General features: G+C 67.3%; 13 protein-coding genes. 3 read left to right on the top strand and 10 right to left on the bottom strand.

Annotated features, from left to right (window positions below; genetic code table 11):
* Positions 1-187: 187 nt before the first annotated feature.
* The 6 genes from argG to ACFFJ6_RS10155 all read right to left on the bottom strand — a co-directional run bounded on the left by argG (position 188) and on the right by ACFFJ6_RS10155 (position 6197).
* Positions 188-1525 (bottom strand): argininosuccinate synthase, encoded by a 1338-nt coding sequence (gene argG, locus ACFFJ6_RS10180; protein WP_378387171.1) that lies wholly within the window; start codon positions 1523-1525, stop codon positions 188-190.
* 89 nt (positions 1526-1614) lie between these two features.
* Positions 1615-2391 (bottom strand): phosphatase PAP2 family protein, encoded by a 777-nt coding sequence (locus ACFFJ6_RS10175; RefSeq protein ID WP_378387169.1) that lies wholly within the window; start codon positions 2389-2391, stop codon positions 1615-1617.
* Positions 2392-2438: 47 nt separating this feature from the next.
* Positions 2439-2969 (bottom strand): hypothetical protein, encoded by a 531-nt coding sequence (locus tag ACFFJ6_RS10170; protein WP_378387167.1) that lies wholly within the window; start codon positions 2967-2969, stop codon positions 2439-2441.
* Positions 2970-3168: 199 nt separating this feature from the next.
* The gene (rlmN, locus tag ACFFJ6_RS10165; RefSeq protein WP_378387165.1) at positions 3169-4362 is read right to left on the bottom strand and encodes a dual-specificity RNA methyltransferase RlmN; all 1194 of its coding nucleotides are present in this window, start codon (positions 4360-4362) and stop codon (positions 3169-3171) included.
* A gap of 249 nt (positions 4363-4611) precedes the next feature.
* The gene (locus ACFFJ6_RS10160) at positions 4612-5205 is read right to left on the bottom strand and encodes an invasion associated locus B family protein (RefSeq protein WP_378387163.1); all 594 of its coding nucleotides are present in this window, start codon (positions 5203-5205) and stop codon (positions 4612-4614) included.
* A gap of 155 nt (positions 5206-5360) precedes the next feature.
* Entirely contained in the window at positions 5361-6197 is an 837-nt protein-coding gene (locus ACFFJ6_RS10155; protein WP_378387161.1) for an SDR family oxidoreductase, read from the bottom strand.
* A gap of 232 nt (positions 6198-6429) precedes the next feature.
* Here ACFFJ6_RS10155 and ACFFJ6_RS10150 point away from each other — a divergent pair, with 232 nt between their 5' ends.
* Positions 6430-7404, top strand: a complete 975-nt coding sequence (locus ACFFJ6_RS10150; protein WP_378387159.1) for an NADPH:quinone oxidoreductase family protein — start codon at positions 6430-6432, stop codon at positions 7402-7404.
* A gap of 144 nt (positions 7405-7548) precedes the next feature.
* Here the strand turns inward: ACFFJ6_RS10150 and ACFFJ6_RS10145 are convergent, their stop codons facing one another.
* On the bottom strand, positions 7549-9687 hold the full coding sequence (locus ACFFJ6_RS10145; protein WP_378387157.1) for an FAD-dependent oxidoreductase: 2139 nt from the start codon (positions 9685-9687) through the stop codon (positions 7549-7551).
* Positions 9688-9883: 196 nt separating this feature from the next.
* Between ACFFJ6_RS10145 and ACFFJ6_RS10140 the strand changes: the two genes are divergently transcribed.
* Positions 9884-10510: a TetR/AcrR family transcriptional regulator gene (locus ACFFJ6_RS10140; RefSeq protein WP_378387155.1), complete on the top strand. Its 627-nt coding sequence runs from the start codon at positions 9884-9886 to the stop codon at positions 10508-10510.
* A gap of 21 nt (positions 10511-10531) precedes the next feature.
* Here ACFFJ6_RS10140 and ACFFJ6_RS10135 read toward each other — a convergent pair whose 3' ends face one another.
* Together ACFFJ6_RS10135 and ACFFJ6_RS10130 are read right to left on the bottom strand one after the other, a co-directional pair.
* Positions 10532-10906, bottom strand: coding sequence for a YkvA family protein (locus ACFFJ6_RS10135; protein ID WP_378387153.1), 375 nt, complete (start codon positions 10904-10906; stop codon positions 10532-10534).
* Between the two features lie 80 nt (positions 10907-10986).
* Positions 10987-11292, bottom strand: coding sequence for a 4a-hydroxytetrahydrobiopterin dehydratase (locus ACFFJ6_RS10130; RefSeq protein WP_378387714.1), 306 nt, complete (start codon positions 11290-11292; stop codon positions 10987-10989).
* Positions 11293-11464: 172 nt separating this feature from the next.
* On the opposite strand from ACFFJ6_RS10130, the gene ACFFJ6_RS10125 reads away from it, so the two are divergent.
* On the top strand, positions 11465-12895 hold the full coding sequence (locus tag ACFFJ6_RS10125) for a TAXI family TRAP transporter solute-binding subunit (protein ID WP_378387151.1): 1431 nt from the start codon (positions 11465-11467) through the stop codon (positions 12893-12895).
* Between the two features lie 213 nt (positions 12896-13108).
* Here ACFFJ6_RS10125 and ACFFJ6_RS10120 read toward each other — a convergent pair whose 3' ends face one another.
* Positions 13109-14554, bottom strand: coding sequence for a PepSY domain-containing protein (locus tag ACFFJ6_RS10120; protein ID WP_378387149.1), 1446 nt, complete (start codon positions 14552-14554; stop codon positions 13109-13111).
* Position 14555: the final 1 nt, after the last annotated feature.

The raw sequence follows: 14555 nt of genomic DNA, 5'->3' as shown, positions 1-14555 counted from the left end.
GGCGTCTGCGCCGCGGGGCCGAGCCGCTCGACCGCGTGCTTCTCCGACAACCGTCGTTCCGGGGCGCGCGAGCGTCAGCTCGTACGAACCCGGGATCCCGATGGTCGGGGCACTGTCTGTCGTTCAACAATTGCGAGATTCCGGGTTCGCTCGCTGCGCGAACGCCCCGGAATGACGTCGTGGGGCGTCAGCCCTTATCGCTTTCCAGCTTCGGAATGTGCGTGCCTTCGCCGGCCAACAGCAGACCGCTCTTGGCGTAGAGGCCGAGCTTGGTGCGGGTGTCGGCGATGTCGAGGTTGCGCATGGTGAGTTGGCCGATGCGATCGGCCGGCGTGAACGGCGCGTCCTCGACCTTCTCCATGCTGAGCCGCTCCGGCGCGTAGGTCAGGTTCGGGCTCTGCGTGTTGACCAGCGAGTAGTCGTTGCCGCGGCGCAGCTCCAGCGTGACCTCGCCGGTGATGGCGCGCGCGACCCAGCGCTGCGCGGTCTCGCGCAGCATCAGCGCCTGCGAGTCGAACCAGCGGCCCTGATACAACAAGCGGCCGAGCTTCATGCCGTTGATGCGATACTGCTCGATGGTGTCTTCGTTGTGGATGCCGGTGACCAGCCGCTCATAGGCGATGTGCAGCAGCGCCATGCCGGGCGCCTCGTAGATGCCGCGGCTCTTGGCCTCGATGATGCGGTTCTCGATCTGATCGCTCATGCCGAGGCCGTGGCGGCCGCCGATCGCATTCGCTTCGTAGAACAGCGCTACCGCGTCGCTGAAGGTCTTGCCGTTGAGCGCGACCGGCTGGCCTTCCTCGAATCGCACCGTGACCGCTTCCGCCTTCACGGCGCAATCCTCGCGCCAGAACGGCACGCCCATGATCGGGTTGACGATCTTGATGCCGGAATCGAGTTGCTCGAGATCCTTGGCCTCGTGCGTCGCGCCGAGCAGATTGCTGTCGGTCGAGTACGCCTTCTCGGCGCTCATCTTGTAGGCGAAGCCGTTGGCGGTCATGAACGCCGACATCTCGGCGCGGCCGCCGAGTTCGTCGATGAACTGCTGATCGAGCCACGGCTTGTAGATGCGTAGCGACGGATTGGTCAGCAGCCCGTAACGATAGAACCGCTCGATGTCGTTGCCCTTGTAGGTCGAGCCGTCGCCCCAGATGTTGACGCCGTCTTCCTGCATCGCCGATACCAGCATGGTGCCGGTGACGGCGCGGCCGAGCGGGGTCGTGTTGAAGTAAGCGATGCCGCCGGTCGAGACATGGAACGCGCCGGCCTGGATCGCCGCGATGCCCTCGTGGACGAGCTGGGTGCGGCAGTCGACCAGGCGGGCCTTCTCGGCGCCGAACTCCATCGCCTTGCGGGGGATCGCGTCGTAATCGGCCTCGTCGGGCTGCCCCAGGTTTGCCGTATAGGCGAACACCTTGGCGCCCTTCTGCTTCATCCACAGCAGCGCCGCGCTGGTGTCGAGCCCGCCCGAGAACGCGATACCGACGTTTTCGCCTTTGGGCAGGCTTTTCAGGATGGTGGTCATGGAGCTTCCAATCGACAGAGGCGGGTTTCGGCTGCGCGCATACCAAACTTCGTGCCGCCGGGCACGCGTTTAATCGCTGGTATCGCGGTCTAGACGGCCGGCGCGGGGCCGACGTCGTGGCCGCGGCGCTTTTGCCGCCAACGGTACAGCGGCCAGAATGCGCGCGTCAGGGCTGCATCGATCGCCGCATCGCTGGTCCGGCTCCAGGCCCAGCGGTAAATCAGGGCATAGAGCAGCCAGATCACCAGGAAGGTGACCAGCCCGGCGATCGCCACGTCGGTGAAAAAGTGCCCGCCGAACGCCATGCGCAGGCCGCTGGTGACGGTGCCGAACACGAAGGCGGCCGCATACGCATAGGGCCGGACCGAGGGCGGCGTCAGCGCCGCGGGCGCGAAGGTCCAGTAGGCGGTGGCGCCCTCGCCGGAGAAGAACGAGCAGTTCTTCGGGCAGGCGCCGCGCGGATCCCACCACGCCTTGAATGGCCACGGGCCGTTGAATTCGGCGACCGCGGCCGGGCGCGGCCGGCCCCAATGGGTCTTGAAGGTCAGATTGGTGAGGATCCCGGCCGCCAGAATGATGCTGATCAGCAGGAACGCCATGGTGCGGCCCTTGACCAGCAGCGGCCTGTCGGGCCGCACCATCTTGACCACGAAGGCGACCAGCGACGGCGCCGCGAACGCCCAGGCGATCCACATCGCGGCATCGCGCGAGAACGCCGCGAGGCCGACCGAGCTCATCGGGAAGCGCTTGGTGGCGGGATCGTAGAACAGCGCCGCCAGCTGCATGTCGAGCTCCGGATAGAGCCCGAACAGCAGGCCGATCACGGCGAACAACGCCAGCGCGATGAAAAGTCCGGTCCGGTTCATGGCGGGGGTTTAGCCGAGGCGGTGGGGGATGAAAAGCCGGCGCGACGCTACGCTGCAGGGGGCGGCGCGGCCGGCGGCGTCGGCTGCGAGGGCGCAGATTGGGAGCGCCCGGGGGGCGCCTGCAGCGGCGCGCGCGAACGCGGCGGATCGCGCCACAGCCCGGCATTGCGGCCCGCGATCAGCCAGTACACCAGGCCGCCGACGATGCCGGCGCCGGTCATGATTTCGAGATGCCGCCGGACGATGCCGTCGAAATGCAGCGTCGCCGGATCGAACGGCACCAGCCCGAGATAGCAGCCGACCCCGACCAGCCCGCCGCCGATCGCATAGGCCAGCGCGCTGCGGATCGAAAACGCCTCGGTGACCAGCACCACGATCAGGGCCGGCACCAGCGCGAAGCCGGACACGAAGATGAAGCCGAAGCCGAGCACGATGTTCATCGTGTCCTGATCGAGCGGCGCGTCGGTGACGGCGCTGATCTCGGGAAACAGCATCGCCCCGACCACGATGACTCCCGCGGCGATGCTCGCGAACAGGAAACCGAACGCGATCGCAAACAGATGGCCGATCAGGGACATGATGCACCTTCGCGTGTCGGCAAAACGTGGATGGCCGGGACGAGCCCGGCCATGACGGCGGTTATTAGTTGCCGCCAACGCCAAACAACCAGCGTCATTGCCGGGCTTGACCCGGCAATCCATCCTCTTCGAATTCGAAGGAGATGGATGCGCGGGTCAAGCCCGCGCACGACGGCCGGGGATGAGGCAAAGCCGCCCATCAGTCCGTCATCGCCATCGCGCGCAGCGCATCGCGCTCGCGGACCGACAGCTTCTCCGTCTCGGACTTCAGCTGCCCGCACGCCGCCAGAATATCGCGGCCGCGCGGGGTGCGGACCGGGGACGAATAGCCGGCGTTGAAGACGTATTCCGAGAACTTCTCGATCTGGTCCCAGTCCGAGCACTCGTATTTCGAGCCGGGCCACGGGTTGAACGGGATCAGATTGATCTTGGCCGGAATGCCCTTGAGCAGTTGCACCAGCCGCCGCGCATCGTCGAGCGAGTCGTTAACGCCCTTCAGCATCACGTATTCGAAGGTGATGCGGCGCGCGTTGGAGGCGCCCGGATAGTCGCGGCACGCCTGCAGCAGTTCCTTCAGCGGATATTTGCGGTTCAGCGGCACCAGTTCGTCGCGGAGCTCGTCGCGGACCGCATGTAGCGAGATCGCCAGCATCACGCCGATTTCGTCGCCGGTGCGCTTGATGTTCGGCACCACACCCGAGGTGGACAGCGTCACCCGCCGCCGCGAAATGCCGATGCCCTCGTTGTCGGTGACGATCAGCAGCGCGTCGCGCACCGCGTCGAAATTGTACAAGGGCTCGCCCATTCCCATCATCACGATGTTGGTGACGAGGCGGTTGCCGTTCGGCGTTTCGCGATCGACCCAATCATTGAGCCGGTCGCGCGCCACCATCACCTGACCGACGATCTCGCCGGGCGTGAGGTTGCGCACCAGCCGCTGGGTGCCGGTGTGACAGAACGAGCAGTTCAGCGTGCAGCCGACCTGGCTCGAGACGCACAGCGTGCCGCGGTCGGTCTCCGGGATGTAGACGCACTCGACCTCGTGGGCCTTCTGTAAGTCGTCGCCGCTCGGCAGCCGTAGCAGCCATTTGCGGGTGCCGTCGGCGGAGATCTGCTCGGCGACCACTTCGGGACGATCGACGGTGAAATGCTCGGCGAGCTGCGCACGCATGTCCTTGGAGACGTTGGTCATCTCCGCGAAATCCTTGGCGCCGCGGACATACATCCAGTGCCAGAGCTGCTGCGCCCGCATCTTGCGCTGCGGCGGTGCGACGCCGATGCTGCCGAGCTTGTCGGCGATCTCGGCCCGCGACAGCCCGACCAGCGAGGGCTTCGCCGGCGGCACGTAGGTTTCGAGCGGGGTCTTTTCGAGCGGCGCGGCGGCGAGGGTCATGGCGGTCCGGTTCAGGCGGGCCGGTCGGCCCGCAACAAGCACAGCATCCTCAGCCCGAGGAGCGGCCGAAGGCCGCGTCTCAAAGGATGAGGTCGGTCACACTCTCAGGGTATCGAGAAGCCCGCTCACGCGGGCTCCGCACCATGAGGTACCGACGCGGGGCATCCGCGTCTCAAAATCATCTGTCAGATAAGCGTTTTCGACCGTTCTGCAAAGCCGCGAATCGCAGCAGAAGCCGATCGGGCAGCCTCAGCCGCCGCAGTTCTGCGCGACTTTGTCGAGCGCCTGGGCAAGCCCCTTCAGCGAAAACACGTCGGTGGTCGCGGTTCCCTTGGCGGAAACGCCCTTCACGGTGACTTCCGGCGCCTTGCGCAGCGCCTCGACCAACCGGTCTTCCTCGGCGGCATTCTTGATCCAGATGCCGTCGCCCTGGGTGTACATCGCGAACGACGCGCCGCCGACTTCCATGGTGGATTCCGAGCCCGGCTTCAGCGGATAGCCGATCATCACCGAGACTTCGTTGACCACCTTCTCGGCCGGACGGGTCGAGATGAACGCATAGGCCGGGTCGCGTGGCCGGCCCGCAGGCGTGGTCTTGGACGACGACGGCTTGGCGAGCACGAAGCAGACCTTCTTGCCGTTGGGCGCCGCCATGTAGGCGCCCCAGGTGCCGAACTGCCCGATCAGGGTCGGCTCGGCCCCGACGACGCTGCCGGTGGCCGCGGGCCGGGCCTCGGAGGTCGACGACTTTCCCTTGGACGCAGGAGCCGCCATCGCAACGCTTGTCGCGCCGCAGCCCACCAGTCCCGCCATCGCGGCAATCAGCATTCGCCTCAGGTTCATGGGCAAGTCTGGTCCCTTATCATTGTGACTGCAAAATGGCTTGCGGCCAGGGGCTGTTCACACCATCCGGAATAGCCGGGCCGGACGATTCGGAAAAGCCGCCGAACCGCCGCTTTGCCGCGGTTTTGCGCCTCTCGCGGGTCGCTGCCGTACCTTCAGGACTTCACGCGGGCGGCGCGATGCGCGGACCAGTCGGCGTCGCTCCAGGCGAGCAGATCCTCGGCGCCGGACGAGCGCAGATGCGCGCCGCCGTCCTGCACGACCATCTCGCCGGTGATGAAGCCAGCGCGATCCGAGATCAGGAAGCTGGCGAGATCGGCAAGCTCGTCGTGGCTGCCGACACGGCCGACGGGTGCGCGCGAGGCCGGATCGGCACTCCGCCCCTGCGGCTGCAACTGCGCGGAAGCGCCGGGCGTCGGAAACGCGCCGGGCGCGATCGCCACCGTGCGGATGCGCTTCGGCCCCCATTCCACCGCGAGGCTCTTGGTCATCGCCAGCAGCGCCGACTTCGCCATCGCGGACGGCACCGTGAAGGCGCGGCCGGTGATGGTCGAGGTGGACAGAATGCTGAGCACTACGCCGGGCCGTTCCACGTCGATCCAGCGGCGACCGGCGCCGAGGGTGCAGTACAGCGCGCCGTGCAGCGTCGGCGCCAGAATCGCATCGGCGGCGCGCGCGGACAGATGCTCGGTCTGGGCGATGAAGGTCGCGGCCGCGTTGTTGACCAGCACGTCGAGCGGCGCCTCGCGCCAGATCGCATCGAGCATCGCCTCGACCGCGTCGGCATCGCGGACGTCGCAGCGATGCGTCGTCACATCGGTGCCGCGCGCGCGCAGCTCTGCGGCGACGTCCTGCAGCATCTGCTCGCGCCGCCCGCACAGCACCAGCGATGCGCCGAGCGCTGCGAACCGCCGCGCCATCGCGGCGCCGAGCCCCGAGCCACCACCGGTGATCAGAATGCGTTTGCCGGCGAGCAGACCTTCTTCGAACATCGAGCGCCTCCCTGATAAACCGCTTTGCGGAATTCGTGCGGACTTCGTCGCACTCGATGTTGTCATGCCCGGACTTGATCCGGGCATCCATCATCTTCGAAACCGGATGGATTGCCGGGTCAAGCCCGGCAATGACAGCACCGCAAATGGCGCGGCCCGAATCCGATTGTCCGTCGCCGCCAAATCCGGCAAGAACGACCGACAAACACAAACCTCGCACCCGGGTGGATACATGAAGGCAATTCTCTGCTCCCAATATTGCGGTCCCGACGAACTCGACTATGCCGAGGTTCCTGATCCGGTCGCGGGCCCCGGCGAAGCGGTGATCGCCATCAAGGCGGCGGCGTTGAATTTCTTCGACATCCTGATGATCCAGGGCAAGTACCAGATCAAGCCGCCGTTTCCGTTCTCGCCGGGCGCCGAGGTCGCGGGCGTGATCGAGAGCGTCGGCGAAGGCGTTACCGATCTAAAGCCCGGCGATCGCGTCGCCGCGTCCTGCGGCCACAACGGCGCGCGCGAGAAGATCGCGCTGCCGGCCGCGGCGATCGTCAAGATCCCCGACAATCTCGACTACGACCGCGCCGCCGGCATCTTCATCATCTACGGCACCGCGCTACATGCGCTGGAAGATCGCGCCAGCCCGAAGCCGGGTGAGGCGCTCGCGGTGCTCGGCGCCGCCGGCGGCACCGGCCTCGCCGCCTGCGAACTCGGCAAGCTGATGGGCCTCAAGGTGATCGCCTGCGCGTCGTCGGACGAGAAGCTGGAATTCGCCAAGCAGCACGGCGCCGAGCTGACGCTGAACTACGCGAAGGAAGACCTCAAGGAAGGCCTGAAGAAACTCACCGGTGGCAAGGGCGTCGACATCGTGTTCGATCCGGTCGGCGGCAGCTACGCCGAAGCGGCGCTGCGCTCGATCGCCTGGGAAGGCCGCTTCCTGGTGATCGGCTTTGCGGCCGGCGACATTCCGAAGATGCCGCTCAACCTCGCGCTGCTGAAGGGCTGCGACATTCGCGGCGTGTTCTGGGGTGCGTGGACGCGGATCAATCCGGAGAAGAACCGCGCCAATCTCGAGAAGCTGGTGAAGTGGGCCGCCGAGGGCAAGATCTCCTCGCACGTCGACCGCACCTTCCCGCTGGCGCAGACCGCCGACGCGCTCAAAGTCCTCGCCGGCCGTCAGGCGATGGGCAAGGTCATTCTGCATCCCTGAGTAACTAACCAGGACCGATCAGGAGGATGGGCGAAGACGCGCAGCGCCCGCGCCCCGAGTGATCGTCAGTCAAGGCTGAAGAGGGTGGGCACGGTTCGCCTTGCCCACCCTCCGGTTCCTACGAACGAACGACAAGACGCGGGCTCACGCCGGCGTCAGTTCTCGCCTCGCCGCGACGGCGGGAGTGCCGACATCGACCTTCGCCCGCGCCAGCAGTCCGGGCACCAGCGCCTCGGCCGCATGCGCGCCCGAGATCACTACCGCCTCAATACCGGCACCGATATTGCCGCCGCCGGCGATCACCAGATTGCGCAGCGGCGTCTTCGAGCCCTTGAGCTGGCCGGCCGTGGACATGCCGTAGATCGACCCGGCGCTCGCCCAGTCGTAGCGCGCGTAGGTCACCGGGCTGGCATCGGTGCGATACACGATGTGGTCCGACAGGTTCGGGATCACCCTCTCGGCCGCGGCGATCATGCGGTCGCCGAACTCGCGCTTGCGTCGCAGATAATCCTCCGACTGCCGCCACGCTTTATAGTCGCTGCCGCCGCCCTCCGGGGGAAACCAGCTCTGCGCCTCGGCGTGCGGCACCAGCGCGATCAGCGACAGGATCGCATGGCCTGGCGGCGCGGCGGAGGGATCACACTTCGACATCATCGCGATGCCGAGCTTCATCGGCGCGTGCAGATGCGTCGAAGGGCCGAGATCAGGCACGACATCGACGCCGAGGTGCACGCTGAAGCAGGAATTCGCCGGCGCCGCTTCGGCCATCCACGCGCGAACATCGCGCGGCAGCACCGTAGTCGGCACCAGGTCCAACAACGTACGCTTTAGATCCGCGTTCGCCACCACGGCGCGCGCCCGAACGGCTTCACCATTGGCAAGCACCACGCCGACCGCGCGGTCGTTCTCGACCAGGATCTGCTTCACCGCCGTCTTCAGCCGCACCTCGCCGCCGCGCGCTTCGATCGCCTCGACCAGCGCATCGGCGACCACGCCCGAGCCGCCGCGCGGATAGTAACCACCGTGGAAGTAATAGCCGAAGATCGGCACCATGCGGGCGCAGCTGAACGACTCGCTGCCGTCGCCGATATAACCGGACAGGCCGTTGATGAAAGCGAGCGCCGCCGGGTCCTGCACATGCGTGGCGACCAGCTCGGCGAACGGCCGGTTCATCCATTTGTAGGCATGCGGATGCTGCCGCGGAAACGCCAGCAGTTCGTCGAGCGTCGCCGGCGGACCGGGAATGCCGCCATTGGCATCGCCGGTCGCGAACATGTCGTCGAGGATCGCCTTGATCTCACCAAACAGCGCCGCGATGCCGGCCGCACTGTCCGGAAACCGCGCGCCGAGCGCGCGAACATAATCGCGCCAGTCCGGCGGCACGTCGATTGCCCCGGCTTCGGTGTGAAAGCTCTGCGTCACCCGCTCCCAGACGATGCGGTCGGCGACGCCCAGCCGCTGCAGCAGGCGATTGAACGGCCCGCCCGGCTGCACACCGGAGAAATCATGCGGACCGGCGTCGAAGCGATACAGCACCGGCTTGCCGAGGTGATGGGCCTTGCGCAGATAGCTGTGACAGTAACCGCCGGGGACGACGTGCTGTTCGAACACCCGCACCTTCAACCCTGCATCGGCAAGCAGCGCCGCCGCGGTCAGGCCGCCGATGCCGGCGCCGATCACCGCAACGTCGCAATCGGCTTCGCCCTTGGCGTCAAAGGACGGCGCCGGCCAGCGATAGCTTTCCCGCGACGCCGCCATCCGCTGCAGCACGAGGCGGATCGCGAGCTTCGGACCGAAGATCGAGATCAGCGCGCCGACCGTCACGATCGCGGTGATCACTTCACTCGGCGCGCCAATATAGCGACAAGCCGCGATCGCCCCGAACAGCACCGCCCACAGCGCGGTGATCGCAGCATTCACGACGAAGAATTGCGGGGTGGCGGCCGCCTCCGGATGCGCCGCGCGGGAGTAATCGGCCGTCCAAGGGCGCCGTGCCGCCAGGCTGAGCACACTGATCGCCGACAGACCCGCGAACGACAGCCACAACGCATGGGCGGCAGCGATCTCGGCGTCGATCAGCTGCAGCGCGGCGAGGCCGGCGAACAGCACCAACCCTCCGGCTTCCAGCACGAACAACTCACGACGCCGCGCTCGCCACAGATTGCCGATCAGCGAGAGCGCCAGCCCGCTCCAGATCGCGGCTTCCGGCCGATGCATAGCCAGCAGCGCCCAGAACAGCGCGAACGGCGCCAAAACGAGCTTCACCGTCAGAAAGGTTTTCATCGCAGCCTCGTCGCCTCGTCGCCTCGTCGCCTCGTCGCCTCGTCGCCTCGCCCAAGTAGCGGCCGACGGCTCCTCGCGGATCAGTGGGGTTGAAACGGGCCCCGCCGATCGGTACCATCGGGTACCAGTGCTTATAGCACAGTTGGTACCGTTTGGTACCAGATTCTTGCAACCTGCGGCGAACGAAGCCAGGACGTTGACGCAAAACGAAAAAACAGAAGATCCGCGGCGCGCCGCGATCCTGCAGGCGGCGTTCGACGTGTTCGTCGAGAAGGGGTTCGACGCCGCCACCACGGCCGAGATCGTGCGCCGCGCGCGGACCTCGAAGCGGACCCTCTACGCCTTCTTCGCCAGCAAGCAGGATATCCTGACGGCGCTGGTCCGCTACGGCAGCCAGAAGATGCAGCCCTCGCCGGACCTACCCGAGCCGCAGGACCGCGCGCAGTTTCTCGCCGTGCTGGAGCTGTTCGGCCGCGGCTTCCTGACGGAATTCCTGCATCCGGAGCGCACCGCGATGTATCGCCTGGCGATCGCCGAAGCCGGGCGTGGCGGCGCCAGCGTAGCCCGGGAGCTCGACGTCCACGGCCGTCAGCCGGTGATGCGGGCCGTGACGCGGTTCTTCGATCAGGCCGCGGCGCGCGGCATCATCCGCCACGACGACATCGCGACGCTGATCAGCGTGTTCTTTTCGGTACTGATCGGGTTCGCGCAGCTGCAGACGCTGCTCGGCACCGAGCCGCCGCTGACAGGCGATGCGATCGCCCAGCGCGCCGCGCTGGCGAGGCGCGCGACGGAACGGATGATGGAACCTGCCGGAACGTGAAGACGGACGCCGTCCGTCTGATCAGGCCTCGTCCTGCAGGCCGCGCTGAATTGCGGCGTGGGCCGCTTCGCGGTGGGCGGGGGTGATGTTGCTGGCAACCATGCGCAGCGCCGCCGCCAGGATCGCCGCGTCATCGGTGAAGCCGAGCACCGGCAGGATATCGGGCACGAAATCGAACGGCAGCACGAAATACGCGAGCGCGCCGAGCAGCGCGACCTGGACATGCCGCGGCGTCTGGCGGTCGAACGCGCAGTAATAGGCCGCGAGAATATCCTCGGCGAACGGTAGATGCGCCGCGACGCGCTTGATCTTGTGCCAGAACCGGCGGCGTAGCGTCTCTGGATCCTGCGCGAGCTTGTCGGCCGGCTCGAACCCCACACTATGTTCCGTCGTCATCGTGTCCCTCCGCCCCCGCGGAATTCACCTGAACGCTGCAGAATGTGGGGTTTGGCCGTGGCTCCCGCAAGCGGCCGCATTCAGGCGGCGCCGAGCTGCGCCGCGATCGCGTTCATGGCCTCCGCGAGCGCAATATCGCGGCGGGTGATGCCGCCCGCATCATGGGTGGCCAGCACAACCTCGACGGTCTTGTACACGTTGCGCCATTCGGGATGGTGATCGCTCTTCTCGGCGATGAGCGCGACCCGCGTCATGAAGCCGAAGGCTTCGTTGAAATCCCGAAAGGTGAACGTGCGGGAAATCGCCTCGCGCCCCTCGGTCTCGCGCCAGCCGCCCAGCGTTTGCAGCGCCGCCTGCCGCTCCGCCGTCGTCAATCGCTCCGTCATCTCGCCGCTCCTCACGCCAACGTTATCCGCCACGGCCCGGCCGTGCCGAGTTCGCCACAAATCCAAGGCCCAATGCATGGGCCGCGCCGCCGTTCACCATATCGCTGGTGACGCGCGGAACGGAACTGACACCAGCCGCATTGGAACTGCTAATATGGGGGTCTGACCGGGGATGGAGCACATGCGATTGTTCGCCCGGTCGACGGACGAGACCGAGCCGGTGGACCCTTTGCTGCACTCCGCTCCGCGCCCCGTGCGCCGGAGAATGACGCTGATTTCGCTGGCCGCGATTCTCGCGCTGGTGGGCGCTCTCAGCGCCGCCTATTACTTCGCGATGCGCCCGGCGACGTTGAAAATTGCGGTCGGGCCGCAAGGCAGCGACGATGTCCGTCTGATCCAGGCGCTGGCGCAGGTGTTCTCGCGCGAACGCAACACCGTACGGATGCGCTCGGTCGTCACCGACGGCCCGGCGGCCAGCGCGTCGACGCTGCGGACCGGCGGGGCCGACCTGGCGGTCATCCGCGGCGACCTGCCGGTGCCGCGCAACGCCCGCTCGGTGGCTGTGCTGCACAAGAACCTCGCCGTGCTATGGGCGCCCGGACGCGCCGGCGGCAAGCGCAAGACGGCGGCGGGCATCACTGAAATCACCCAGTTGGTCGGCAAGCGGGTCGGCGTGATCGGCCGCACCGAGGCCAATGCCGGGCTTTTGCGGGTGATCCTGCAGCAATACGGCGTCGATCCCGCCAAGGTGGAAAGCGTGCAGCTCGCGGTCAGCGACGTCGCGGACGCGGTGCAGAACCGCAAGGTCGACGCATTCCTGGCTGCCGGCCCGCTGAACAGCAAGGTGATCAGCGAGGCGCTGGCCGCGACGGCGGCGTCGGGCCGCGAGCCGGTGTTCCTCGGCCTCGACTCATCCGAAGCTCTCGCGGCCAATCATCCAACCTACGAGTCCGCGACGATTCCGGCCGGCGCCTTCGGCGGCGCGCCGGTGCGACCGAGCGACGACGTCAAGACGATCAGCTTCTCGCACTATATCGTGGCGCGCGACGGCGTGCCCGACAGTACGATCGCGACGTTCACCCAGCAGCTGTTCACGGCGCGGCAGACCGTGATGACCGAGAACCCGCTGGCCGCCAAGATCGAGACGCCGGACACCGACAAGGATGCGGTGATCCCGGTGCAGCCCGGCGCCGCCGCCTATGTGGACGGCGACGAGAAGAGCTTCCTCGACCGCTACAGCGACCTGATCTGGTTCTCGCTGATGGGCCTGTCGGCAACGGGTTCGATCGGCGCCTGGTTCGCCAGCTATCTGCGTAAGGACGAGCGCAACACCAACGTCTCGCAGCGCGACCGGCTGCTCGACATGCTGGCGACCGCGCGCCGCTGCGACTCCTGCGACGAGCTCGACGCGATGCAGACCGAGGCCGACGCCATCCTGCGCGACGCGCTGAACTGCTACGAGAACGGCGCGATCGACAGCGCGGCGCTGACCGCGTTCAGCATCGCGCTGGAGCAGTTCCACAACGCCGTGGCCGACCGCAAGATGCTGCTCGCCGCTCTACCGCCCGCGCCGATCCGCCCGGCGCGGCCGCAGGTCGTCTAAAGCGGTTCATCCAGTAATTGCAACAATCCGGCGTTTCGGCACTGAGCCCTCATCCCGAGAAGCCCGGCGAAGCCGGGCGTCTCGAAGCATGGGGCCACAGAGTGCCGATGGCCCATGGTTCGAGACGGCGCTGCGCGCCTCCCTCACCATGAGGTTTTCGTTGTGTCACGCGCAGCAACTCATCAAGCAGAAACGCTGTAGGACGACGCCGGCTCAGCGCACGAGCCTGCGCCATCCGATCACGATGCCGCTGGCCGACACCAGCAGCCCTGCCAGCGACAACACGATCACGACGACGTCCCACGCCGGCCGATGCGCGATCAGCGGCGGCAGGTCGAAGCTGTGCAGCGCGTTGAACAGCCAGCGGCGGACCCGGGCGCTGCGGTCGCTCCAGCCGAGGATCTCGCCGGTGGCCGGATCGACATAGACCCAGCTCTGCGCCGCGTCGTCGAAGCCTGCGCGCAGCACCGGCAGCACGCGCGTATGATGATGCGCGTACCAGTACAGGTCCGGTTGCTCCAGCCGCTGCTGCAGCGTCATGGCCGCGTCCGGCAGCAGCCGCGCGGCGGCCGCGAACAACCGGTCTTCCGACGGCGTTCGCGCCGCGCCGCTGAGCGGATCGACGGTGGTCTGCGATCCGTCGCGATGCGCCAGCAACATCAACGCCGAGCCGTCGACCCAGACAAAGCGGGCCTCGACCACGCCGGCCCGGTCGCGCGTCGGCAGGGTCACCTTGATGGTCGGCGCATCGTGACCGGCATAGCGCTGCAGCGCTTCGCTGCGATCGCCGCGACTGGCGAACCAGCCGAACGGATTCATCGATAGCCAGCCCGAGAACATCCAGGTCAGCACCACGACGCCTGCGACCAGGCCACCGACATGATGCCAGGCCATCCAGCCGCGATACGGCGTGACGCGGCCGGACGCGTAGCGCCGGCGCAGGCCGGCGCGGAGCAAGCCGATCCAGATGCCGCTGACCGCCGTCCCCATGCAGATGCCGGAGATCCACATCACCACCTGCCGCCACAGCGGCGCGTCCTGGCGCAGCAAGGTCAGATAGATCCAGTGCGGGATCGCGCCGAGCCAATTCCAGACCCGCTCGTGCCGCGTGGTGTCGAGCACGATTTCGCCGCTGCGCGACGACACGTAGAGTTCGGTGCCGGCCCCATCGCCGAGATCGACCAGATACAACGGCCGGTCCGGATCGAACCGCGCCGTCACGCTCCATTGGTCGCGCTCGACCGTGCCGAGCAGGCGCGGCGCCACCGCGGCGGGATGATGCCGCGCCACCGCGAGCGCCCGATCGGGCGTGACGTCGGTGATCGCCCGGCCGGTCACGGCCGAGATCGTCTGCCGCGGCCCCTTCCAGCCGGCGAGCCGATACACCGGCTCGTCGCCCAACATCGCGAGCCGCAGCTCGCGCGGATAGCGCGACAGCCCGGCCGCCGCCATCGCCTGGTCGGGCGACAGCAGGGCGCGTGACCAGGCGATATCGGGCAGCGCCGCGCGCCGTTCGGTCGTCGTCAGACTCGGGAAGGCGACGTACATCATCACCACGCCCGAGACGAACCAGATCGCGAACAGCACGCAGCTGGCGATACCCAGCCAGCGGTGGCCGAGATACAGCCACCGCTTCAGCCGCCGCACGGCGGAGCGCATC

The organism is Rhodopseudomonas telluris, assembly GCF_042432815.1.
In the GTDB taxonomy this organism is placed as follows: Bacteria; Pseudomonadota; Alphaproteobacteria; order Rhizobiales; family Xanthobacteraceae; genus Rhodopseudomonas; species Rhodopseudomonas telluris.
Note: the sequence above shows the minus strand (reverse complement) of the source record. Positions and strands in the feature narration are given on the sequence as shown.

Coding starts and splice junctions, on each gene's coding strand:
- argG (WP_378387171.1), bottom strand. CDS start 1,525: ATGACCACCATCCTGAAAAGCCTGCCCAAAGGCGAAAACGTCGGTATC.
- ACFFJ6_RS10175 (WP_378387169.1), bottom strand. CDS start 2,391: ATGAACCGGACCGGACTTTTCATCGCGCTGGCGTTGTTCGCCGTGATC.
- ACFFJ6_RS10170 (WP_378387167.1), bottom strand. CDS start 2,969: ATGTCCCTGATCGGCCATCTGTTTGCGATCGCGTTCGGTTTCCTGTTC.
- rlmN (WP_378387165.1), bottom strand. CDS start 4,362: ATGACCCTCGCCGCCGCGCCGCTCGAAAAGACCCCGCTCGAAACCTAC.
- ACFFJ6_RS10160 (WP_378387163.1), bottom strand. CDS start 5,205: ATGAACCTGAGGCGAATGCTGATTGCCGCGATGGCGGGACTGGTGGGC.
- ACFFJ6_RS10155 (WP_378387161.1), bottom strand. CDS start 6,197: ATGTTCGAAGAAGGTCTGCTCGCCGGCAAACGCATTCTGATCACCGGT.
- ACFFJ6_RS10150 (WP_378387159.1), top strand. CDS start 6,430: ATGAAGGCAATTCTCTGCTCCCAATATTGCGGTCCCGACGAACTCGAC.
- ACFFJ6_RS10145 (WP_378387157.1), bottom strand. CDS start 9,687: ATGAAAACCTTTCTGACGGTGAAGCTCGTTTTGGCGCCGTTCGCGCTG.
- ACFFJ6_RS10135 (WP_378387153.1), bottom strand. CDS start 10,906: ATGACGACGGAACATAGTGTGGGGTTCGAGCCGGCCGACAAGCTCGCG.
- ACFFJ6_RS10130 (WP_378387714.1), bottom strand. CDS start 11,292: ATGACGGAGCGATTGACGACGGCGGAGCGGCAGGCGGCGCTGCAAACG.
- ACFFJ6_RS10125 (WP_378387151.1), top strand. CDS start 11,465: ATGGAGCACATGCGATTGTTCGCCCGGTCGACGGACGAGACCGAGCCG.
- ACFFJ6_RS10120 (WP_378387149.1), bottom strand. CDS start 14,554: ATGCGCTCCGCCGTGCGGCGGCTGAAGCGGTGGCTGTATCTCGGCCAC.